The organism is Nocardiopsis dassonvillei (assembly GCF_964273065.1).
GTDB lineage: Bacteria > Actinomycetota > Actinomycetes > Streptosporangiales > Streptosporangiaceae > Nocardiopsis > Nocardiopsis dassonvillei_B.
Window position 1 is genome coordinate 1,564,069 of sequence record NZ_OZ186815.1, and the last position, 22,693, is coordinate 1,586,761.

General features: G+C 70.2%; 18 protein-coding genes and 1 tRNA gene. 5 read left to right on the forward strand and 14 right to left on the reverse strand.

The window, feature by feature from the left end; all coding sequences use genetic code 11:
* Window positions 1–448: 448 nt before the first annotated feature.
* From ACSUPR_RS07065 to polA, 4 genes are all read right to left on the reverse strand, one after another.
* On the reverse strand, window positions 449–940 hold the full coding sequence (locus ACSUPR_RS07065) for a GNAT family N-acetyltransferase (RefSeq protein WP_436890324.1): 492 nt from the start codon (window positions 938–940) through the stop codon (window positions 449–451).
* 273 nt (window positions 941–1,213) lie between these two features.
* Complete coding sequence (rpsA, locus tag ACSUPR_RS07070; protein ID WP_436890325.1) at window positions 1,214–2,704, reverse strand: 30S ribosomal protein S1; 1,491 nt, start codon at window positions 2,702–2,704, stop codon at window positions 1,214–1,216.
* A 459-nt stretch (window positions 2,705–3,163) separates the two neighbouring features.
* Window positions 3,164–3,607 (reverse strand): alternative ribosome rescue aminoacyl-tRNA hydrolase ArfB, encoded by a 444-nt coding sequence (arfB, locus tag ACSUPR_RS07075; RefSeq protein ID WP_436890326.1) that lies wholly within the window; start codon window positions 3,605–3,607, stop codon window positions 3,164–3,166.
* A 21-nt stretch (window positions 3,608–3,628) separates the two neighbouring features.
* Window positions 3,629–6,376 carry a DNA polymerase I gene (gene polA, locus ACSUPR_RS07080; RefSeq protein ID WP_436890327.1) on the reverse strand — a complete coding sequence of 916 codons (2,748 nt, stop codon included), beginning with the start codon at window positions 6,374–6,376 and terminating at the stop codon, window positions 3,629–3,631.
* A 72-nt stretch (window positions 6,377–6,448) separates the two neighbouring features.
* Between polA and ACSUPR_RS07085 the strand changes: the two genes are divergently transcribed.
* Window positions 6,449–6,877 carry a PaaI family thioesterase gene (locus ACSUPR_RS07085; protein ID WP_436890328.1) on the forward strand — a complete coding sequence of 143 codons (429 nt, stop codon included), beginning with the start codon at window positions 6,449–6,451 and terminating at the stop codon, window positions 6,875–6,877.
* A gap of 414 nt (window positions 6,878–7,291) precedes the next feature.
* Window positions 7,292–8,545 (forward strand): ABC transporter substrate-binding protein, encoded by a 1,254-nt coding sequence (locus tag ACSUPR_RS07090; RefSeq protein WP_436890329.1) that lies wholly within the window; start codon window positions 7,292–7,294, stop codon window positions 8,543–8,545.
* Between the two features lie 730 nt (window positions 8,546–9,275).
* Here ACSUPR_RS07090 and ACSUPR_RS07095 read toward each other — a convergent pair.
* The 5 genes from ACSUPR_RS07095 to ACSUPR_RS07115 all read right to left on the reverse strand — a co-directional run bounded on the left by ACSUPR_RS07095 (window position 9,276) and on the right by ACSUPR_RS07115 (window position 14,423).
* Window positions 9,276–10,133, reverse strand: a complete 858-nt coding sequence (locus ACSUPR_RS07095) for an ABC transporter ATP-binding protein (protein WP_436890330.1) — start codon at window positions 10,131–10,133, stop codon at window positions 9,276–9,278.
* Window positions 10,134–10,135: 2 nt separating this feature from the next.
* The gene (locus ACSUPR_RS07100) at window positions 10,136–10,969 is read right to left on the reverse strand and encodes an ABC transporter ATP-binding protein (protein WP_436890331.1); all 834 of its coding nucleotides are present in this window, start codon (window positions 10,967–10,969) and stop codon (window positions 10,136–10,138) included.
* The gene (locus tag ACSUPR_RS07105) at window positions 10,959–11,951 is read right to left on the reverse strand and encodes a branched-chain amino acid ABC transporter permease (RefSeq protein WP_436890332.1); all 993 of its coding nucleotides are present in this window, start codon (window positions 11,949–11,951) and stop codon (window positions 10,959–10,961) included. Before ACSUPR_RS07105 ends, ACSUPR_RS07100 begins: the two co-directional genes overlap by 11 nt.
* Window positions 11,952–11,962: 11 nt before the next feature.
* Entirely contained in the window at window positions 11,963–13,525 is a 1,563-nt protein-coding gene (locus ACSUPR_RS07110; RefSeq protein WP_436890333.1) for an ABC transporter permease subunit, read from the reverse strand.
* A gap of 328 nt (window positions 13,526–13,853) precedes the next feature.
* A complete protein-coding gene (locus ACSUPR_RS07115) occupies window positions 13,854–14,423 on the reverse strand; it encodes an ANTAR domain-containing response regulator (protein WP_436891900.1) in 570 nt (189 codons plus the stop codon).
* A 164-nt stretch (window positions 14,424–14,587) separates the two neighbouring features.
* Between ACSUPR_RS07115 and ACSUPR_RS07120 the strand changes: the two genes are divergently transcribed.
* From ACSUPR_RS07120 to ACSUPR_RS07130, 3 genes are all read left to right on the forward strand, one after another.
* A tRNA-Leu gene (locus ACSUPR_RS07120) sits at window positions 14,588–14,662 on the forward strand.
* A 109-nt stretch (window positions 14,663–14,771) separates the two neighbouring features.
* Window positions 14,772–15,566, forward strand: a complete 795-nt coding sequence (locus tag ACSUPR_RS07125) for a transcriptional regulator (protein ID WP_436890334.1) — start codon at window positions 14,772–14,774, stop codon at window positions 15,564–15,566.
* 315 nt (window positions 15,567–15,881) lie between these two features.
* Complete coding sequence (locus ACSUPR_RS07130; protein WP_436891901.1) at window positions 15,882–16,841, forward strand: DUF1266 domain-containing protein; 960 nt, start codon at window positions 15,882–15,884, stop codon at window positions 16,839–16,841.
* 415 nt (window positions 16,842–17,256) lie between these two features.
* On the opposite strand, the gene pyk is transcribed toward ACSUPR_RS07130, so the two are convergent.
* The 5 genes from pyk to ACSUPR_RS07155 all read right to left on the reverse strand — a co-directional run bounded on the left by pyk (window position 17,257) and on the right by ACSUPR_RS07155 (window position 22,684).
* A complete protein-coding gene (pyk, locus tag ACSUPR_RS07135) occupies window positions 17,257–18,690 on the reverse strand; it encodes a pyruvate kinase (RefSeq protein ID WP_436890335.1) in 1,434 nt (477 codons plus the stop codon).
* A gap of 232 nt (window positions 18,691–18,922) precedes the next feature.
* Window positions 18,923–19,849, reverse strand: coding sequence for a prenyltransferase (locus tag ACSUPR_RS07140; protein ID WP_436891902.1), 927 nt, complete (start codon window positions 19,847–19,849; stop codon window positions 18,923–18,925).
* Between the two features lie 73 nt (window positions 19,850–19,922).
* Complete coding sequence (locus tag ACSUPR_RS07145) at window positions 19,923–20,306, reverse strand: DUF2784 domain-containing protein (RefSeq protein WP_436890336.1); 384 nt, start codon at window positions 20,304–20,306, stop codon at window positions 19,923–19,925.
* Window positions 20,307–20,338: 32 nt separating this feature from the next.
* Entirely contained in the window at window positions 20,339–20,722 is a 384-nt protein-coding gene (locus ACSUPR_RS07150) for a DUF2784 domain-containing protein (RefSeq protein ID WP_436890337.1), read from the reverse strand.
* A 504-nt stretch (window positions 20,723–21,226) separates the two neighbouring features.
* Window positions 21,227–22,684, reverse strand: coding sequence for a glutamate synthase subunit beta (locus tag ACSUPR_RS07155; RefSeq protein WP_436890338.1), 1,458 nt, complete (start codon window positions 22,682–22,684; stop codon window positions 21,227–21,229).
* Between the last annotated feature and the right edge of the window lie 9 nt (window positions 22,685–22,693).

Sequence of the window (22,693 nt, forward strand, 5' to 3'; positions counted from 1 at the left end):
CTCCCGGTCGAGCGCGACGAGCGCCCGCGCAGGCTCCACCCGCGGATGGCGCGCATCCCGTGATGGAACCCGCCGCGCCCCGCGGGGCCCGCACGGTACGGGCCCGTCCGCAGCTCCACCCGAGGAGGGGAAGGCGGCACTCGGCGCACCCGGGCCGCACCGCCGGGCTCCGCCGCGGGAGTGGCGCCGGCCCTCTCCCCTGAGCTCCTCGTCTGGGCCAGTGTGCGCTGCCGGGGGTGCGTCGGCGCCGCACCGGGGGCGGTCGCTGCGGGGCCTGCGGGGTCCTCCCCGGCGGGCCGCATCATCGCCCCACCGGCCTGGGAGCGGTACACGCCGTGGGGGGGTGGGCGCGTCGTGGGTCGCGCCCGGGTTCTTCGTCGCCCCACCGGCCTTGGCGCTCGCGTTCCCCTGCCGGTTCCCGGCCGCGACCGGGCGGGGACGCGTCTCCTCAGCCGGGGGCGACCGCCGCCAGCTCCTTGCGCATGTGCACCATCACCAGGTGGTCGGCGACCCGCTCCCGGTGGGTCACCGCGTACCCCGCACGCCGGTACAGGAGCTGGTTCTGTGCGCTCTGCGCCCCGGTGAACAGGGTCAGCGCCGCCAGGTCGGGCCGCCGGTCCCGCAGTTCCTCCTCCACCCGCCCCAGCAGCGCGGCCGCCACCCCGCGCCGCCGCCGGTCCGGGGCCACCGCAAGCCGGCCCACCACCCCGGTGGTACCGGTGACCTGCGCGCGCACCGCACCGATGATCCGGTGCCCCTCGACGGCCTTGAGCACCAGGGACGCGGGGTCGGCCAGCAGCCGCTCCACCCGCTCCAGGGTCTCGGTCAGCGGCAGGATGAACGGGTCACCGTAGGCCTGGGCCTCGTCGACGAACGCCGCCCGCTGCAGGGTGTGGATCTCCCCCGCGTCGGCGGAGGTGGCCGGGTGGATCTCGAACACGCCGTCTCCTCACACGCCCCGCCCGCCGGAGCGCCACGGCACGAGACTAGTCCGATCGGCCGCGGCACGGCATGGTGTCGGGCGTGGCGTCCAGGGGCCGACCGCGCCACTTCCGCAGGGAGCCCCGTTGCGGGACCTGCCGGTCATCGCCGCCACCCGCGGCCCCGCCCTCCGGCCCCGGACACGGCGAAGGGCCGCCCCCTGGTGGGGACGGCCCTTCGTCGGACTGTCGGATCCCGCGAACGGGACCGGCCTAGCGGCTCACCGAGCCGGTCAGGCCTCGCCGCCGGCGAGCTTCTCGCGCAGGGCGGCCAGGGCCTCGTCGGAGGCCAGGGCGCCGCTGGAGGAGGACTCCGCACCGGCGCCGGAGCTCTGGGCCCCGCCGGTGTAGTCCTCTTCCTCGGCCTCGGCCGGGGCGTTGGCCGCCTCGGCCTCGGCCGCGCGGGCCTCCTCGACCTGCTTGCGGTGCGCCTCGAACCGGGCCTGGGCCTCGGCGTAGCTGCGCTCCCACTCGTCGCGCTGGGCCTCGTAACCCTCGAGCCACTCGCCGGTGTCGGCGTCGAAGCCCTCGGGGTACTTGTAGTTGCCCTGCTCGTCGTACTCGGCGGCCATGCCGTACAGGGTGGGGTCGAAGTCCACCTGGTCCGGGGAGACGCTCTCGTTGGCCTGCTTCAGCGAGAGGCTGATGCGGCGGCGGTCGAGGTCGATGTCGATGATCTTCACGAAGATCTCGGTGCCGACCTGGACGACCTGCTCCGGCACCTCGACGTGGCGCTCGGCCAGCTCGGAGATGTGGACCAGACCCTCGATGCCCTCCTCGACGCGGACGAACGCGCCGAACGGGACGAGCTTGGTGACCTTACCCGGGACGACCTGACCGATCTGGTGGGTCCGGGCGAACTGCTGCCACGGGTCCTCCTGGGTCGCCTTCAGCGACAGGGAGACGCGCTCGCGCTCCATGTCGACGTCCAGGACCTCGACGGTGACCTCCTGGCCCACCTCGACGACCTCGCTCGGGTGGTCGATGTGCTTCCAGGACAGCTCGGAGACGTGCACCAGGCCGTCGACGCCGCCCAGGTCCACGAACGCACCGAAGTTGACGATCGAGGAGACCACACCCTTGCGGATCTGGCCCTTCTGGAGGGTGTTGAGGAAGGTCTGGCGGACCTCCGACTGGGTCTGCTCGAGCCAGGCACGGCGGGACAGGACCACGTTGTTGCGGTTCTTGTCCAGCTCGATGATCTTGGCCTCGAGCTCGCGGCCGACGTACGGCTGCAGGTCGCGGACGCGGCGCATCTCGACCAGGGAGGCGGGCAGGAAGCCGCGCAGGCCGATGTCGAGGATGAGACCACCCTTGACGACCTCGATGACGGTGCCGGTGACGACGCCGTCCTCCTCCTTGATCTTCTCGATCGTGCCCCAGGCGCGCTCGTACTGGGCGCGCTTCTTGGACAGGATCAGACGGCCTTCCTTGTCCTCCTTCTGGAGGACCAGGGCCTCGACCTGGTCGCCGACGGCGACGACCTCACCGGGGTCGACGTCGTGCTTGATCGAGAGTTCCCGGGAAGGGATCACACCCTCGGTCTTGTAGCCGATGTCGAGCAAGACCTCGTCTCGATCGACCTTCACGATGGTGCCCTCGACAATGTCACCGTCGTTGAAGTACTTGATGGTCTCGTCGATCGCCGCGAGGAAGGCTTCCTCGGACCCGATGTCGTTGACCGCTACCTGGGGTGTCGAGGTGGCCTCGGTGCTGCTCGTCATTTGTGGGTGGACTCCGGATACGGACAGATTCAGAAGATGGGCACGCCGCAGATCCGAGCCCGCCGATCCATCGTCCTTAAGGAGAGGAACGGTGCCACCGCGGAAAGGAGCCTTCCGCAGCGACCGACCGCCGGGTCCAGAAGCGTGGACCTAGGTGGTGCCGCCCCTCGGCCCCCCTGGCGGGAGACATCAGACGGCGCACGGACCCACAACGCTCCGGCCAGCATATGAGACAAGGGCGTCCTGGTCAATCGGAACCCTCGAACGCCAACCCGGCGAAGATCGCAATGGCGGCAATGTACCCGAGTGCACAAGGAAGATCAACTGCATGATATCGGTACCCGTGAACTGGGGGAACTCCCCCGTACGACGGGCCCGCCCACCCCCCGGGACCGACCGGTGCGATCCGTGCGGGAACGGTCACACCGCATCACCGAACACCACCCGCACCGGTTCCGGTCAGTCCGAGGTCGGCCGAGAACGTGACCGTTTGATGTCCCCGCGCCGCTTCTTCGCGTCCAGCCGGCGCTGCCGGGCCGCCCGGCCCGGCCGCGTCGCCCGGCGCTCACGCGGCGGCGGCGCCGTGGCCTCCGCCAGCAGGGCGGCCATCCGCTCCCGCGCCTCCGCCCGGTTGCGGACCTGGGACCGGTGCGTCTGCACCGACACCGTCAGCACCCCGCCCACCAGCCGCCCCGCCAGCCGCTCCAGGGCCCGCTCCCGCCGGGTCCGCCCCAGCGCCGCGCACCCCGCGACGTCCAACGACAGCGACACCCGGGTGTCGGAGGTGTTGACGTGCTGCCCGCCCGGCCCCGACGAGCGGGAGAACCGCCACACCAGGGCGTCGGCGGGGACGGTGACCCCGCCCACGACCAGACCGCCGTCCTCGGCGGCACCCGCGTTCATGTCACCCTCCCCGCTCCGCCGCTAGTGCGCGGCGTCGTGCCAGCTGCGTCCGCCGCCGACCGACACGGCCAGCGGAACACGCAGATCATAGGCGGTGCTCATCTCGTGGCGCACGAGGTTTTCCACCGGCTCCCGCTCACCCGGCGCCACCTCCACCACCAGCTCGTCGTGCACCTGCAGCAGCACCCGGGACGCGAACCCGCCCTCGGCCAGCGCCGAGTCCACCTGCAGCATCGCCACCTTGATGATGTCGGCCGCCGACCCCTGGATCGGCGCGTTCAGCGCCATCCGCTCGGCCATCTCACGCCGCTGCCGGTTGTCGCTGGTCAGGTCCGGCAGGTACCGGCGCCGGCCCAGGATCGTCTCGGTGTAGCCCACCTTGCGGGCCTCCTCCACCACCGCGTTCAGGTAGTCGCGCACACCGCCGAACTCCGCGAAGTAGTCCTCCATGAGCTTCTTCGCCTCCTCCGGGGTGATACCCAGCTGCTGCGACAGCCCGTAGGCGCTCAACCCGTACGCCAGCCCGTAGCTCATGGCCTTGATCCGCGACCGGTCCTCGCCGGTGACCTCCTCCACCTCCCGGCCGAACACCTGCGCGGCCATCTGCGCGTGGAAGTCGTAACCGCTGTTGAACGCGTCGATCAGCGCCTTCTCCTGCGACAGGTGCGCCATGATCCGCAGCTCGATCTGGCTGTAGTCCGCGGTGAGCAGCTCCTGGTACCCCTCCCCCACCACGAACGCCCGCCGGATACGCCGACCCACGTCGGTGCGCACCGGGATGTTCTGCAGGTTCGGGTCGGTGGAGCTCAACCGCCCGGTCGCCGCCACCGTCTGGTTGAACGTGGTGTGGATGCGCCCGTCGTCGGCGACCGTCTTGATGAGCCCCTCGACCGTGGTGCGCAGCTTGGTCTGGTCGCGGTGGTGCAGCAGCACCCCCGGCAGCTCGTTGTCGGACTGGGCCGCCAGCCACGTCAACGCGTCCGCGTCGGTGGTGTACCCCGTCTTGATCTTCTTCGTCCTGGGCAACCCCAGGTCCTCGAAGAGCACCTGCTGCAGCTGCTTGGGCGAACCCAGGTTGAACTCCCGGCCCACGATCTCGTGCGCCCGCTCCACCGCCGCCCGCGCCGCCGAGGCGAACTCCCCCTGCAGCTCCTCCAGGTAGGCGCGGTCGGCCCCGATCCCGGCCCGCTCCATCCGCGCCAGCACCGGCACCAGCGGCAGCTCCACCCCGCTCAGCAGGTGCGTCCCGCCCCGCTTGTCCACCTCCGCCGCCAGCACGGCCGCCAGGTCCCGGGTGGCCGCCGCCCGCACCGCCAGCGCGTGCCAGCGGCCCGAGACGCCCTCCCCGCCGTCCAGGTCCAGCGCCAGCTGGTCGCCGGAGGCCTCCTCCAGCTCCCGCCCCAGGTACTTGCGGCACAGGTCCACCAGGTCGAAACGGCGCTGTCCCGGCTGCACCAGGTACGCGGCCAGCGCGGTGTCGCTCACCACCCCGCCCAGATCCCAGCCGTGGGCGCCCAGCGCCAGCAGCGCCCCCTTGTACTCGTGCACCGCCACCGGCCGCTCCGGGTCGGCCAGGAACGCCGCCAGCGCCTCGGTGTCGGCGGCGTCCAGCAGCGACGGGTCCACCGACACCGCCGCACCCGAGGCCACGGCGACGGACAGCCCGTCCACCCGCCCCGTCCCGGCGCCCCACACGCCGTCCAGGGCCAGCCCGGCCGGAGCCGCCGCGGTCACGTCGTCGGCGGACGCGTGCTCGGTCAGCCAGGCCGCCAGCTCCCCTGTCCCGGCCACCGTCAGGTCGACCTCGACCGCCTCGCCCGCCGGGACCGCGGCACCCGCGCCCTCCTCCAGGTTCACCACCGCGTACAGGCGCTCGCGCAGGCTGGAGGCGAACTCCAGGTTGTCGAACAGGGCGTCCACCCCCGCCCGGTCCGCCCGGCCCAGCAGCAGGTCGTCCAGACCCACCCCCAGGTCCACGTCGGTGGCCAGCAGGTTGAGCCGCTGGTTGCGCAGCACGTCGTCCAGGTGGTCGCGCAGGTTCTGCCCGGCCTTGCCGCCGATCTCGTCGATGTGCTCGACCAGACCGTCCAGCGACCCGTACTTGACGATCCACTTGGCCGCCGTCTTGGGCCCCACCCCCGGTACACCCGGCAGGTTGTCGGCCTTCTCCCCCACCAGCGCCGCCAGGTCGCGGTACCGCGGCGGCGTCACCCCGTACTTCTCCTCGACCGCGGCCGGGTCCATCCGGCGCAGGTCCGACAGGCTCTTACCCGGGTACAGCACCGTGCACGACTCGGTGACCAGCTGGAACGCGTCCCGGTCACCGGAGGCGATGAGCACCTCCGCGCCCGCCTCCCCGCCCAGCCGCGCCAGCGTCGCGATGACGTCGTCGGCCTCGAAGCCCGGCGCCGACAGGTTGGCCACCCCGATGAGCCGCATCAGCTCCTGGGTGAGCGGCACCTGGGAGGGGAACTCCGGCGGCGTCTCCGACCGCCCGTCCTTGTACTCGGCGTACTCCTCGTGCCGGAACGTCGGGCCCGACAGGTCCCACGCCACCGCGACATGGGTGGGTTCCTCGTCTCTGAGCAGCTTCACCAGCATCGACGCGAAGCCGTACACGGCGTTGGTCGACTGTCCGGTGCTGGTGCCGAACTTCTCCGCCGGCAGCGCGAAGAACGCGCGGAAGGCCATCGAGTGGCCGTCCAGGAGGAGAAGGCGGGGGCGCCCGCCGGCCTGCGATGTCTCGGGGGTCTCACGATTGGTCACCACAGATGAATCCTAGGATGCGACGCGGACACTTCGCGGCCACGCGAGCACGAAAGACCCGAGAGGCGGAACACCATGACGACGGACCCCGAGGGCCTGCGCGACCTCCTTGACAGCGGCGCCCTCACCGGCGGCCTGAGCGAGCGCATGGGCATCGAGATCACCGAGGCCTCCGCCGAACGCGTCGTCGGCCGCATGCCCGTCAAGGGCAACACCCAGCCCTTCGGCCTGCTGCACGGCGGCGCCTCCTGCGTCCTGGCCGAATCCCTGGGCTCCATCGGCGCGACCATCCACGCCCACCGCTACGGCCGCGTCGCGGTCGGCATCGAGATCAACGCCACCCACCACCGCTCGGCCACCGACGGCCACGTCACCGGCGTCGCCACCCCCGTGCACCTCGGCCGCACCCTGGCCACCTGGGACATCACCATCACCGACGACCAGGACCGCAAGGTCTGCACCTCCCGCCTCACCTGCATGCTGCGCGAACTACCCGCCAGCTGAGCAGAAACGGAACGAATACTTCGTCCATTGACGGACAACCGGAAACAGGCCCCCTTCACAACCCTGTGAAGTCACCCTGTGACACCACCACGGCCCGACCGCCGGACCTCGACGGTCGGGCCCCCTCACATCCACGACCGCGACACTTTGTCACCCCACGGCCACCGAACCGGGACGACCGTCCAGGTCAAACGCCCCCGATGCCCCAGATGACTACAGAGCCATAACAGCATGACGGCGAGTCGGCACCAACGCGCATTTCCCGCTTTCGAACGACGAACTTCCGTGATTAAGCTCCGCTAACGCCCCCGATTAAGTCATGCCACACATCGCGGGCATCAGGGCGCAAGAGCACCATCCGGCACGGCTGCACCACGCAGTCCGTGCTCGCCGGTTGAACGGAGTGACCACATCATGGCAAGCAAGAAGGTCCTAGGCCTCACTGCCGCAACCGCGGCCCTGGTACTGGGGCTCACCGCGTGTGGCGACAGCGGCGGCGAAGGGAACGGTGGCGGCGGCGAGGGCGGCGGCGAAGCCTTCCAGTTCGGCATCCTCTACCCGCAGACCGGCAGCCTCGCCTTCCTCGGCCCGCCCCAGCTCTCCGGCGCCGAGTACGCCATCTCCGAGATCAACGCCGCGGGCGGCATCCTCGGCACCGAGGTCCCCGACCTCGTCGAGGGCGACGAGGCCGGCGACGCGGCCCAGGCCAACGAGGCCGCCAACTCGCTCGTCTCCGACGGCGTCCACGCCGTCATCGGCGCCGCCGCCTCCAGCATGACCCAGGCGTCCTACGACACCATCACCGGCTCGCAGATCGTCCAGTGCTCGGGGTCCAACACCGCCCCCGACCTGACCAACATCGACGACGGCGGCTACTACTTCCGCACCGCTCCCAGCGACCTGCTCTCCGGCCCCGTCATGGCCCGCAAGATCGTCGAGGACGGCCACCAGAGCGTCGCCATCGTCGCCCGCGCCGACGACTACGGGGCGGGCTACGCCGGCGGCCTCCAGGACGAGCTCGAGGCCCTGGGCGCCGAGGTCGTGGCCAACGAGACCTACGACCCCGACACCACCACCTTCTCCTCCGTGGTCAGCGGCGTGAACGACGCCGAGCCCGACGCCATCGCGCTCATCTCCTTCGAGGAGGGCGCCCAGGTCATCGCCGAGCTGCTGGAGACCGGCGCCGAGGGCGACCAGCTCTACATCACCGACGGCCTCAACAGCCCCGAGCTGGGCACCACCGTCAACGAGAGCGACCCCGAGAGCGTCAACGGCATCACCGGTGTCGCGCCCGGCGCCGACAACGAGGCCTTCAACGACGGCCTCGCCGAGTTCGCCCCGGACCTGGAGACCTTCCAGTTCGGCCCGCAGGTCTTCGACTGCGTCACCGTGATCGCCCTGGCCGCCGAGGCCGCCGGCAGCGTCACCCCGGCCGACTACGTCGCCGAGCTGCCCAACGTCAGCGCCCCGGACGGCACCGAGTGCTCCACCTTCGCCGAGTGCCGCGACCTGCTCGCGGACGGCGAGGAGATCAACTACCAGGGCGTCAGCGGCAACATCGACTTCGATGACAACGGCGACCCGACCTCCGCGACCTTCCAGATCTTCCACTTCGGAGACGACGGATACGAGACCCTCGGCTTCGAGGAGTACTCGGTCAACGAGTAACCACCCGATCGGCCCCACCGATCACCACCCGAAGCGCCCCGGGACCCCGTCCCGGGGCGCTTCGCCGTCCCCTCCCCCCGGAACCCCAACCGGATGACATCGCCCAGCCCCACCCCAGGGGGTGAAGCCACGGGTGGGTTTCCCGCCCCGCCCCCAGGGGCTTGGGGAAGAAGGAAACCGGGACCCCCACCCCGGGGGTGAAAGCCGCGGGCGGGTTTCCCACCCCACCCCCAGAGGGTGAGAGAGAGGGAACCGGGAGCCCCGCCCCAGGGGGTGAAAGCGGGGAAGAACCTCGGCCCGTACCCCAGGGGGGTAGGCGGACTTGGAGGTCTCCAAAACGTGCACCACCTGGAAAGGGCGGTCTGTGGTCGCTCCCGACAGCAAGCGTTGGTCTCCAAAAGCCCAGCCGCCTGGAAAGGCACAGACCGCGGAGCGCGGGCCCGCCCCGCCGCAGTCGGCGCCCGGCAGACCACCGGACCTGGGCGTTCGACGGGCGGGCAGGGTGGTGGGGGCTTACGGGGCGGGTGCGCGCGAGGCCTGCCCCGCCCGGCCACACATGTCCACGGAGGAAGGGTCCGCCCGCAAACGGACGGGCTTGTCCGACCCCGCTTGTAACACCGACCACAGACGCCGTAACCCGCACCCACCCGCCCTCCCCCACCCCACCAAACCCACCCCACCAAAAAGGGGCGGGACCCAAAGGCCCCGCCCCCTCCCGAGAACACCCAGGTCAATCCCGACCCAGCGTCCCCAGATACAACTCGATCACATTCGGGTCGTTCAACAGATCCGCACCCGACCCCGTGTAAGCGTTGCGCCCCTGGTCCAGCACGTACCCGCGGTCACAGATCTGCAGGCACCGGCGAGCGTTCTGCTCCACCATGATCACCGAGACACCCGCCTCGTTGACCTGCTTCACCCGTTGGAAGACCTCCTCCTGGTACAACGGCGACAACCCCGCCGTCGGCTCGTCCAGCAGCAGCACCGACGGATCCATCATCAGGGCCCGGCCCATCGCCACCATCTGGCGCTCACCGCCCGACAGCGAACCCGCCTTCGCCTTGCGCCGCTCCCCCAGCAACGGGAACAGCTCCGACACGAACCCGAACCGCTCCGTGAACGCCTTCGGCCTCAGATACGCCCCCATCTGGAGGTTCTCCTCGATCGTCAGCGACGGGAACACGTTCTGCGTCTGCGGGACGTAACCCACACCCCGCTCCACCAGGCTGTGCGCCGGCAGACCCGCGATGCTCGTACCCCGCAGCGTCAACCCGCCCTCACGCACCGGGATCAGCCCGAAGATCGTCTTGATCAGCGTCGACTTCCCGGCCCCGTTCGGACCGATGATCGCCACGACCTCGCCCTCGGTCAGCGTCAGCGTGCACCCGTTGAGGATGTTCACCCCCGGCACGTACCCGGCCACCAGATCCTTGGCCAGCACCAGGTAGTCCTCGGGCGGACCCACCTCCGACACGACCTCGCCCGCGTGCTCCAGCAGCTCCTCACGGTGCTCCTGCGCGACCAAGGCCTCCTCCGCCGCCTCCGGGATCTCCTCCGGAGCCGGCTTCAGGTCCCCGTTCTCACTCATGGTCAGTCCTCCTCACGGGAACCCAGATAGGCATCGATGACCTGCTGGTTGGAGCGGATGTCCGCAGGACGCCCCTCGGCGATGACCTGCCCCTGGGCGAGCACCACGATCCAGTCGCTGATGCCCATGATCACGTCCATGTCGTGCTCGACGAACAGCACCGTCTTGCCCTCGTCGCGCAACGACGTGATGTGGCCCAGCAGCGACTGCACCAGCGCCGGGTTCACACCCGCCATCGGCTCGTCCAGCATGATCATGTCCGGGTCCGTCATCAGCGCACGGGCCATCTCCAGCAGCTTGCGCTGCCCGCCCGACAGCGAACCCGCCATGTCATCACGCTTGGCGATCAGCTTGAAACGCTCCAGCAGCTCCAGCGCACGCTCGGTGTTCGCCTGCTCCTGGCGCTTCCACAGCGGACGCGCGAACGCACCCGCCATCCGCTCACCGGTCTGGCCCTTCGCTCCCAGCAGCATGTTGTCCAGCACCGACAGGCGCGTCAGCGCCTTCGTCAACTGGAACGTGCGCACCATCCCGGCCCGGGCCACCTGGTGGCCCCGCTTGCCGCTGATCCGCTGCCCCTGGAACGACCACGTCCCCTGGTCCACCCGGTCGAAACCGGTCAGCAGGTTGAACAGGGTCGACTTGCCCGCACCGTTCGGACCGATCAACGCCGTGATCGTCCCGCGCTGCACCTCCAGGTGCTCCACGTCCACCGCGGTCAGACCGCCGAACGAACGCCGCACACCGTCGACCACCAGGATCGGATCGGCCTTCTTCGAACCGGGCACCGTCTCGGTGCCCACCATCCGGTCGACCACCGTCTCGTCACTTGACATTGATCAGCATCTCCTTGCGGTCCCCGATCAGGCCCTGCGGACGGAACACGATCAGCACCACCAGCAGCAGACCCGCGAACGCCAGCTGCAGCGCACCGTAGTCCGGCCCGTCGAAGAAGGGCAGCAGCCCCAGATCGCGACCGACGTACTTCAGCAGACCGTCGGTGAAGTTCATCAGGAACCAGAACGCCATCGCGCCCAGCACCGGACCGAACACCCGGCCCGCGCCGCCCAGCAGCAGGATCGCCCACAGGAAGAACGTCACCTGCGGCTTGAACTGGTCCGGCGCGATCGACGCCTGGTGCACCGCCATCATGCAGCCCGCCAGCGCACCGATCAGACCGCCCAGCACCAGGATCTGCATCTTGTACGCGAACACGTTCTTGCCCAGGCTGCGGACCGCGTCCTCGTCCTCACGGATGCCCTTGATCACACGGCCCCACGGGCTGTGGATCAGCAGCCACGTCAGACCCGCCATCAGCAGCACCAGCGACCAGGTCACCACCATCGTCCACAGGTGCGTACCCGTGTACGTCAGATCACCGAAGCCGTACCGCGTACCCGGCTCGAACGGGTTCAGCGCCCGGAAGTCGCCCGCCAGGTTCTGCAGACCGTACACACCACCGGTCAGCGGCTCCGCGAACCCCGCCCGGTACACCAACCGCACCACTTCCGCGGCGGCGATCGTCGTGATCGACAGGTAGTCCGCCCGCAACCGCAGCGTCGGGATGCCCAGCAGCAGCGCCAGCACCAGCGCGCTCAGCAGACCGACACCGAAACCCACCAGCAACGGCAGCTCGAACACCGCCACACTGATACCGACGCCGTACGCGCCCACCAGCATGAAGCCGACCTGGCCGAAGTTCAGCAGACCCGTGTACCCGAAGTGCAGGTTCAGACCGATCGCCGCAAGGGCGTAGATCGCCGCGATCGGGCCGAAGGCCGACCGGACCGACTCGACCAGGATAGAAAGGATGTCCATCGTCTTCTCCCCTAGCCGACCCGCTCAGCACGCCCGAGCAGACCCTGGGGCCTGACCAGCAGCATGAGGATCATCAACGCCAGCGCCCACGCCTGCATCAGCTGCGACGGGAACCACAGGGTGGACAGCATCGCCACCAGGCCGACGGCGATACCGCCGACCATCGCACCGTAGGCCGTGCCCAGACCGCCCAGGATCACCGCGGCGAACATCAGCAGCAGCAGACGGAAGCCCATCTCGTACTGCACCACCTGGTTGAGGCCGTAGAGCACACCGCCCAGAGCGGCCAGACCGCCGCCCAGGCCCCACACGTACAGCGTCACCCGGTCCACGTCGATACCGGACGACTCCGCCAGGTCCCGGTTGTCCGAGACGGCGCGCATCGCCTTGCCGATCCGCGTGAACTGCAGCAGGCACGCCACCGCGACCAGCACCAGCACCGCCACACCCATGATCACCAGGTCGCGCGGGGGCATCGCGATCGGCCCCAGGCGCACCACCTCCTGGATCTGGAAACCCGCGTAACGGCTGCGGTCCGCACCGAACAGCACCAGGATCACGTGCCGCAGGATCAGCGCCAGGCCGATCGACACGATGAACATCTGGATCAGCGCCACGTGGCGGCGACGCAGGGGACGCCAGATGTACCGCTCCATGGAGGCGCCCAGCACCGCACCCATCACCACGGCGATCCCCGCCGCGATCCACAGCGGAACCTTCCAGCCCACCGAGTCGCCCAGCACACCCAGCACCGTCGCCAGCGCGATGCCCGCCACGATCGACGACCACTGGGCGACGATCATCGCCGTACGCGACAGCCTCGTCTCCAGCAGCGCGCCGATGAGGACCGCACCCCCCAGACCCGCGAACACCGCGAGCAGTGAGTTGCCCATCCCCGCCGCACCGCTGCTGAACACCAGCGCGACCATCGCACCGAAGGTGACCATGTCACCGTGCGCGAAGTTGATCATCTTCGTCGAACCGAAGATCAGCGACAGGCCGATCGCGGAGATCGCGATCACCAGGCCGAAGAGGAGACCCGCGGCCGTCAGCTGGATGACCCGGTTCCCGAAGGACCCGCCGGTCGAGGGGGCGACGTCGCCCTCCTCCGCCGCGGCATCGCCGTCCGCCGGAGTCTCGGAGTCGGCGTCGCTCGGCGACTGCGTCCCCGACGGCTCATCTCCCCCGCCGGCCGACTCCAGGGCGACGATCAGGGGACGCCGATCGTCCGCCTCGACCTCCACCTCGGTCTCGCCGTCGACGAGGATGGCCGTCTCTCGTACGGCGAACTCTGCGGGGACGGACTCCTGGTCCACCACGACGCGGTAGGTGCCCGGTCCGGGCAGCTCCACTTCCCAATTTCCATCAGAGTCGGTTTCGGCTGCCCCGATCTCGTCCTCACCATCGAACACCTGGATCCTGATGCCTTCGACACCCTGATCCCGGTCGTCCGGGTTGCGGATCTGACCCTGCAGCGCTTCACCGCCCTGTTCGTCCGCCGTCGCCGCCGGCCCGGGGATCACCAGGAGTGCGGTGATCAGGGCGAGCAGCACGGTCACGAGGCGTGTGCGCACGCGCGCTCCTTGCGCATCTGAGGGTAACGGTGCCGCATGCGCGCATTCGACACCGTTGTCCATTGCTGTTCGGTGCGGTGAGTTTAGCCCGGTTTAGCCTGGTCATTCAGCTTCGCTTAAACCACGTGACCCAAACGTCACCCCATCGTGCACAAACGAGACCCAACCGTCACAGGGACCCCCTTGACGCTGGACACCTGTCTCGTTTCCCACGCGCTGAGTGATCGATCTGCACATTTCCCACATGCCTCCGGCACCTCCCGGACAAGACGAAGGGGCCGCACCCGGACGGGTGCGGCCCCTGTTCAGTCCGCCTGCGAGGGGTTCGTTAGGCCTGCTTGCCTCCGAGCGTCTCCACGACCGTCTCGGCCACCTTGCGCATGGTCAGGCGGCGGTCCATGGAGTTCTTCTGGATCCAGCGGAACGCCTCGGGCTCGCTCATGCCGTGCCTGCTCTGGAGCAGGCCCTTGGCCTGCTCCACCAGCTTGCGGGTCTCCAGGCGCTCCTGGAGGCTGCCGACCTCGGCCTCCAGCGCCGCCAGCTCGGCGTACCGGGAGGTCGCCATCTCGATGGCGGGCACCAGGTCGGCCTTGCTGAACGGCTTGACCAGGTAGGCCATGGCACCCGCGTCGCGGGCCCGCTCCACCAGTTCGCGCTGGGAGAACGCCGTCAGGATCACCACGGGGGCGATCCGCTCCCCGGCGATCCGCTCGGCGGCGGAGAGGCCGTCGAGCACGGGCATCTTGATATCGGTGATCACCAGGTCCGGTTTGAGCTCGCGAGCGAGCCGGATGGCGGTCTCCCCGTCTCCGGCCTCGCCGACGACGGCGTAGCCGTCCTCTTCGAGCATCTCCTTGAGGTCCAGGCGGATCAGGGCCTCATCTTCCGCGATCACCACGCGGCTCTGCGTCCTCGTCACGTACATGAGGTTACCGAGATCGGCTAGGATGCTGACCGTCGGGACCGGCAATGCCGGCCAATCGTGACACCAACGTTGGCCGACCGCCACCGGATCGGACACTCACAACCGCAAGCCCCGATGTCCGGTTTGCGACAAAAAAAGCCCCGGTAGTCCAATTGGCAGCAGACAATGGTCTCAAACACCATACAGTGTGGGTTCGAATCCCACCCGGGGTACAAGCAGACGAAAGCCGCCCACGGGGCGGTTTTCGACTTTCCAGACATAATGCCTCTGACCTGGGACGACCTCCTCGTTTTGTCGCAGGCGTGAGCAAGCCTTCACAGCATGTACTCACGTGACATCGTCGACAAAGCCCTCCGACTCCACTCCCAGGGACACAGCGACCAGGCCGTCGCCAACGCCTGCGGCGTCTCCATCCAAGCGGTCCGTCACTGGCGGTACGGCAGCCGCCGCTCCCCCGCATCCGAAGCACGTCATGCGGAACGCGTCGACTACTGTCCTACGTGCGGTGGCGGGCACCTGGATCCGCAGGCCTATGCCTACCTGCTCGGCCTCTACCTCGGTGACGGCTACATCGGCTGGATCCGCAACGGGGTCGACTACCTCGGGATCTTCTGCTGTGACACCTGGCCCGGCTTGATAGACGAGTGCGAACAGGCCATCGCTCAGGTCTTCCCGGTCAAGGTGTTCCGCGTCCAGCGCAAGGGATGCACCGAGGTCAAGGCGACATCCAAGCACTGGCGCTGCATCTTCCCCCAGCATGGGAAGGGTATGAAACACACGCGCAGGATCGCCTTGGAGCCTTGGCAGCAGGAGATCGTGAACGCAGAACCCGAACGGTTCCTCCGAGGCCTCATCCACTCAGACGGCTGCCGGGTCGTCAACAAGGTGCGCAAGATGGTCAAAGGCGAGTGGAAGTACTACGAGTACCCGCGGTACTTCTTCACCAACGTCTCCAAGGACATCGCCGACCTGTTCACAGCCTCGCTGGACCGCCTCGGCATCCCCTGGAAGTGCCAGACGAAGCCCCGCCCTCCGCACCAGGACATCATGGTCGTGTCGATCGCCCAGAAGGACGCCGTCGCCCGCCTCGACGAGTTCGTCGGCCCCAAGAGCTGACGCCCGCCCCGCACGCGCCCGCCCGGTTCCCTCCCCAGGGGCCGGGCCCGCCGCCCCCGCCCTCCCTCTCCCACCCCGTAGAGGTTTGCCCCCTGCTGTTCCGGGTGGGCGGTTCTGGCCGGGCGGAACCCCTGTAACTACCCGGCCGGTTCGGCATAAAAAGGGCCTTTTGTCACTTCATGGCCGGGCAAGGCGGGTCTAACCGGTCACATCACGGCCACAACCTGAGTACAACCCGTGAGTTCGGTTCCCGCCGCCGGTCGGATTCGATGATCCTTGAGAATCGGAGGCGAGTTCTCGGGAGAGGAGCAGCGGGTGCTGACCGTGGTGGCCGGGGTGTTCGGCGCACTGGTGATCGGAGCCTGGGTCGTCGTGGCCTGGGGGTCCGGCCGGCGCCGCCCGTGGCTGCTGACCCCGCTCGCGCTGCTCGTCGCCGCCCTGGTCGCGGTGGCCCCGGGCTGGGCGTTCCTGCCCGCGGTGGCACTGGCGGCGGGCTCCTTCGTGGAACTGGTGCTGGGGTCGCGCGAGTCGCCCGCGCTGCGCACCAGGGACGCCGACGCACCCCTGAGCACCGAGCGGTGGGCGGCCGCCGCGGCCGCCCCGTTCCGGGTGGCGCTGGCCGAGCCCTGGGACGTGGTGGCGCGGCCGACGCTGCGCCGCCAGTACCGGCGGCTGCTGGAGCGGCAGTGGGGCGTGACGGACCGGGAGTCGCTGCTGGCGGCGGTCGAGCGCCAGATGGACGAGCTGCACAGGGGTCCCAGCCTGGACATGGTGGTCGACCTGGCGGCGGGGGTGGCGCGTTCGCGGCTGCCGCGCGAGCAGGGCGGCCACTCCACGGGCGAGCAGGTGCGCCTGACGCCGGAGCAGGTGGAGCGGCTGCGGATGGTGACCGGCGTGGCCGAGGGCGACGAGACGGTGATCATCGGCGCCTACCAGTGGTGGAAGTCGGTGCACGTGATCCGGCTGGTGTGCGGGGGCGCGACCCTGGACTGGCTGAGCCCGGTGGAGTCGCAGACGACGCTGCGGCGGGTGGCCTCGGACCTGCAGCGCCGTTATTCGTCGTGGCAGCAGTTGTCGATGGCGTTCCACGCGGGCTACCTGCTGTGGCCGGAGAAGGGCGTGGAGGGCGATCACGGCGGTACGGACCGGGTGTGGGCGGCGCTGGGGCTGCTGACGGAGGATCCGCGCAGTCCGTGGAACCTGCTGCCGTGGGACATGCCGCTGGAGCGGGTGCTGCCGGAGTCGGGTGGTCAGGAGCAGGAGAGCCACCGCTGACCGGTTCCGGGGCGGCCTCCGGCGGTCGGCTCGGACCGTGGCCGGGGGCTCGGAGGCCGGACTGCGGCCCGCGGGGCCGGGGCCACGGCCGGGGCTCGGGCCCGGCTCGCGGGTCCGCGTCGGTTCCCTGTTCGACCGTGGTCCGGGTCTTGGAGGTCCGGGCCTCGGACCGGATCGGCGGTCCGACCTGATCCCGGGCTCTGCGGCCGTGTCGGCCGGACCTTCGGCCCTACGGCCGGGCCGGTCGGTCTCTCGGTCTCCTCCCGGCCCCGCGGGCGGACCGGTCGGCCTCTCGGTTCGGTGGCCTTGCCGGCCGGGCCCCGGGCCCCGGGCGGGCCGTGTCGGCCGCCGGGTCCGGCCCCGGTCCGCGGGCGCGGCTCATACGCCCCGGACCGGTAACCGGACGGTTTCCGCGTCAGCTGCCGTCCAGGGCGACGGTGTCGCCGAGGCGGTGGACGCGCAGGGAGTTGGTGGAACCGGTGGTTCCGGGCGGGCTGCCCGCCACGATGACGACCTTGTCCCCCTTGGTGTAGTCGCCGAGGCGGAGCAGTTCGCTCTCGACCTGGCGCACCATGTCGTCGGTGTTGTCGACCCAGGGGACGAGGTTGGTCTCCACGCCCCAGGTCAGGGAGAGGCGTCCGCGGGTGGCGGTCTCGGTGGTGAACGCCAGCAGCGGGATGGGCGAGCGGTAGCGCGCCAGGCGTCGGGCGGTCTCGCCGGACATGGTGAAGGCGACCAGGGCCTTGGCGCCGATGGTGGCGCCGATCTCCGCGGCGGCGCGGGCGATGGCCCCGCCGGTGGTCTCGGGCACCCGGTTGAGGATGTGCGAGGCGCGCAGGGATTCCTGTTCGGCGGCGCCGATGATGCGGGCCATGGTCTCGACGGTCTCGACGGGGTAGCGGCCGACGCTGGTCTCTCCGGAGAGCATGACGGCGTCGGCGCCGTCGAGGACGGCGTTGGCGACGTCGGAGGTCTCGGCGCGGGTGGGCCGGGGTGCTCCGATCATCGATTCGAGCATCTGCGTGGCGACGATGACGGGTTTGGCCTTGTCGCGGCAGCGTTCGATGGCGCGCTTCTGCACCATGGGGACGTTCTCGAGGGGGAGTTCGACGCCGAGGTCGCCGCGGGCGACCATGACGGCGTCGAAGACCTCGATGATGTCCTGGAGGCGTTCGACGGCCTGGGGCTTCTCGATCTTGGCGATGAGGGGGACGGTGAGTCCCTCCTCGTCCATGATGCGGTGGCACTCCTCGGCGTCGGCGGGGCTGCGCACGAAGGACAGCGCGACCATGTCGACGCCGTTGCGCAGGGCCCAGCGCAGGTCTTCCTCGTCCTTCTCGGTGAGGGCGGGGACGCTGACGGCGACGCCGGGGAGGTTGAGTCCCTTGTGGTTGGAGACGGTGCCGCCGTAGATGACCCGGGTGTGGACGTCGGTGCTGGTGGTCTTGGTGCATTCCAGCACGATGCGGCCGTCGTCGATGAGGACGCGGTCGCCGGGGCGGACGTCTCCGGGCAGCCCCTTGTAGGTGGTGGAGACGCGGTCGGCGTTTCCGGGGATGTCGTCGGTGGTGATGGTGAACTCGTCACCGACGTTGAGTTCGACGGGTCCGTCGGCGAAGGTGCCGACGCGGATCTTGGGGCCTTGGAGGTCGGCGAGGACGCCTACCGCTCGTCCGACTTCCTCGGCGGCGGCTCGCAGGTTCGCGAGGTTGGCGCTGTGGTCGTCGTGGGTTCCGTGGCTGAGGTTGAGTCGGGCGACGTCCAGTCCGGCGTGGACGAGCTTGCGGAGGATCTCCGGGCTCGAGGTGGCGGGACCGAGGGTCGCGACGATCTTTGCTCGACGTGTCACGGGTAACACTTTAGAGCGTTCGGGGGATGGAGTGGTCTAAACCAGGTTGCGAATGGACGTATCTCGGGCTGCGCGAAGACGAATTGCGGCTGTGCACGAGTGTGTCGCGGCGGTGGTCGTGGTGATGCTCACGGGGCGTCGCGGAGGTGTCGTGGCGGTGGCGCGGCGGCGTCTGCGAGGTCGGTTACGGGGTCCGGTCGCGGGGTCCGGTCGCCGGGGTGTCGGAGGTGGGTCAGCGGTCGCGCCGGGGTGCGGGGATGCCGGGTTCGAGGCGTCCGTAGGCGCGGAGGATGCGCAGGCGCTGGATGGTGCGGATGCCCTGGAGTTCGAGGGTGGCGGTGGTGTCCCAGTGCTCCCAGTCGGTGTTCCAGCCGCCGTCGGGGCGCTGTGTCTTCTCCAGGTGGTCGAGGTTGGCGTCGATCTCGGCGTCGGTGAACATGGGCCGGGCGATGCAGGAGGGGTCGGGTGCCAGGTCCAGGGGGGTGTGGACGTGGTGGCGGGGGGCGGCGGCGGTGCGGGCCTCGGGGACGGTGACGCCGTCGGGCTGGATGCGGACGACGGCGCGGATCATGGTGGAGAGGCGGTTGACGGTGGCGAGGGCGCGGGGGCGGTCGGGGGCGTGCTGGAGGAAGGTGCAGATGCCGACGGCCTCGTGGGGGTCGGTCCAGTGGAGGGCGTCGATGTGCTTCCAGCAGTAGGCGGTGGCGCGGTCGCGCCAGGGGTGGGTGATGTTGTGCTTGTGGAGGCGGCCGGTGACGGAGGCGGTGAGGGCGAGGTCGGGGGTGTGGGGGTGTTCGCGCCACCAGGGTGCGGCCTCGGTGTGGCGGACGGCGGGGGTGACGGGGGGCAGGCCGCCGTCGGGTGAGGCGGTGGTGGCGAGGTGGCGGCAGATGCCCTGGCCGAGGTCCTGGGGGATGGGGCCGAGTTCGTCGAGGTAGCGCAGGGCGGTGTCGGCGGCGAGGGGTTGGCTGGCGTGTCCGCGCAGGTCGGGGTCGAGGGCGTTGCCGTAGCCGCCGTCGATGTTGCGGTAGGCGGCCAGTGCGGAGCGGATGGGCGCGGTGGGGCCGGCCTGGAAGTGGTAGGCGAAGCGGTGCCGGTCGATGAGCCGGGCGGTGCGCATGGTGAAGTGTTCGGCGGCGCGGAAGGAGTCCCAGGTCACAACGCTCATGTGGGAACGGTACCCGGAGGGGCGGGCGGGGGAAGCGTGCCCGCGGCCAATCCATCCGTGTTCTTTACGTGGGTGCGCGGGGTGCGCTTCGGCGGTGTCGCAGGGCGCGGGTGAGGGGGACGGTCCAGGTGAGGAGGATGAGGACGGCGGCGGCGAGGCGGACGGTGCCGAGGTGTTCTTCCGGGTAGACGACGCCGGTGAGGTAGTGGTCGATGAAGCCGGTGGGGGGCAGTCCTTCTTGTCCGGCCTGGTCGCGGGCCCACCGTTCGACGTGGGTGAGTGGGCATTCCCAGCCGACGAGGGTGATGCCGAGGGCGTAGAGGGCGGCGGCGAGGTGGGGCCACAGGGCGCGGGGCCGCTTCCAGGCGGGGAGTCCGCCGAGCAGGACGTAGGCGATGAACACCATGTGGAGGAGCATGGCGGTGTCGGCGAGGAGCCGGTGGGCCATGGCCCCATGGTAGGCGGGGTGTTGGGGGCGGGTCAGGTGGTGGGGGTGGCCTGGCGGGTGCGGCGCAGGGCGGTGAGGACGGCGAGGCCGATCCAGGACAGGACGACGACCACGCCGACGCCGACCTGGACCTCGCGGAGGCTGTCGGCGGGGTAGATGACACCGGTGAGGTAGTGGTCGATGAAGCCCTCCTCGGTGAGTCCGGCCTGTCCGGCGTTCCGGCGGCCCCAGTTCTCGACGTAGGTGAGGGGGCAGGTCCAGGCGAAGATGCTGATGGAGAGGCCGTAGACAGCGACGGCGAGGTGGGCCCAGAGGGTGCGGGGCCACTTCCAGGCGAGGAAGCCGCCGAGGGCGATGTAGAGGATGAAGGTGAAGTGGAAGAGCATGGCGGCGTCGCCGATGATCCGGTAGACCATGGTCGGTGCTCCCCTCGGGGGGTGGTGGCGCCGGGGGCGGGGGCCGTGTCCTCCAGTGTTCTCGGGGCGGGTCGGGGGGACGACACGGCGGGGTCACCGGTGTGCAACGTCACGGTGCGCGCAGGCGGACGGGCGCAGGGTGCTCGCCGCCCCGGGAGCGCACAGCGTCCCTTGGGCGTGCACCGCACCGCGGGCACGCTTCCACCCCCGGCCGTGCACCTCCCGGACGAGTGCGCGCCGCCTCCGGACACGTGCCCTCCCTTGGAGGTGCACCACCCCGCGGGTACGTACCCGCCCCATGGGCGTGCCTCTCCCCCGGACAGGTGCCACCCCCTGGAGGTGCGCCTCCCTGGACACGTGCCGTCCCCCGGGCGTGCACCGCACCGCGGGCACGCGCCTGTGCGGAGGTGCGCCGGGCGCGCGCGGGGGCGCGCAGGGTGTCCCTGCGCGCCCCCTGTGCGTCCGGGGCCGGGTGCCGGTCCCGGGTCGGGCGGTGGCCCCCGGTCAGACCAGCGGTCGTGCGGTGGGCGGGATGGCGACGGGCAGGTCGCTGTGCCCGCTGGTGAGGTGGCGGTCGACTCCGGCGGCGGCGGAGCGGCCCTCGGCGATGGCCCAGACGATCAGCGACTGGCCGCGGCCCATGTCGCCGGCGCAGTAGACGCCTTCGACGCTGGTGCGGTAGTCCGCGTCGCGGACGACGTTGCCGCGTCCGTCGAGTTCGACGCCGAGCTGGTCGATCAGGCCCTCCTTCTGGGGGCCGACGAAGCCCATGGCGAGGGTGACGAGATCGGCGGGGATCTCGCGTTCGGTGCCCTCGACGGGTTCGAAGCCGTTGGCGGTGCGCCGGACCTCGACGAGCTTGAGGGCGCGGACGTTGCCGTGCTCGTCGCCGAGGAACTCCAGGGTGTTGACGGAGTAGACGCGCCGGCCGCCCTCCTCGTGGGCGCTGGTGACCTTGTACAGCATCGGCATGGTGGGCCAGGGCTGGGAGTCGGGGCGCTCGGCGGGCGGCTTGGGCATGATCTCGAGCTGGGTGACGCCGGCGGCCCCCTGCCGGTGGGCGGTGCCGACGCAGTCGGCGCCGGTGTCGCCGCCGCCGATGACGACGACGTGCTTGCCCTCGGCGTTGATGGGTGCGCGGTCGTAGTCGCCGAACTGGACGCGGTTGGCCTGGGGCAGGTACTCCATGGCCTGGTGCACGCCGTTGAGTTCGCGGCCGGGGACGGGCAGGTCGCGCCAGGCGGTGGCGCCGCCGGTGAGGACGACGGCGTCGTGGTCGGCGCGCAGCTGTTCGGCGGTGATGTCGACGCCGACGTCGACGCCGGTGCGGAAGGTGGTGCCCTCGGCGGTCATCTGGGCGATGCGGCGGTCGATGTGCCGCTTCTCCATCTTGAACTCGGGGATGCCGTAGCGGAGGAGTCCGCCGATGCGGTCGGCGCGTTCGTAGACGGTGACGTCGTGGCCGGCGCGGGTGAGCTGCTGTGCGGCGGCGAGTCCGGCGGGGCCGGAGCCGACGACGGCGACGGTCTTACCGGTGCGCACGGCGGGGGGCAGGGGCTTGACCCAGCCCTCCTCCCAGGCGCGGTCGATGATGGAGACCTCGACGTTCTTGATGGTGACGGCGGGCTGGTTGATGCCGAGCACACAGGCGGATTCGCAGGGTGCGGGGCAGAGCCGGCCGGTGAATTCGGGGAAGTTGTTGGTGGCGTGGAGCCGTTCGATCGCCTCGGCCCAGTCGTGGGAGTGGACGAGGCTGTTCCACTCGGGGATGAGGTTGCCCAGGGGGCAGCCGTTGTGGCAGAAGGGGATGCCGCAGTCCATGCAGCGGGACGCCTGCTTGGTGACGGTTCCTCGGTCGAAGTCCTCGTAGACCTCGCGCCAGTCCTGGATCCGGATGTCCACCGGGCGGTGCTTCGGGAGTTCGCGCTCGGTGATCTTCAGGAAGCCCTTGGGGTCGGCCATGATTGTTCC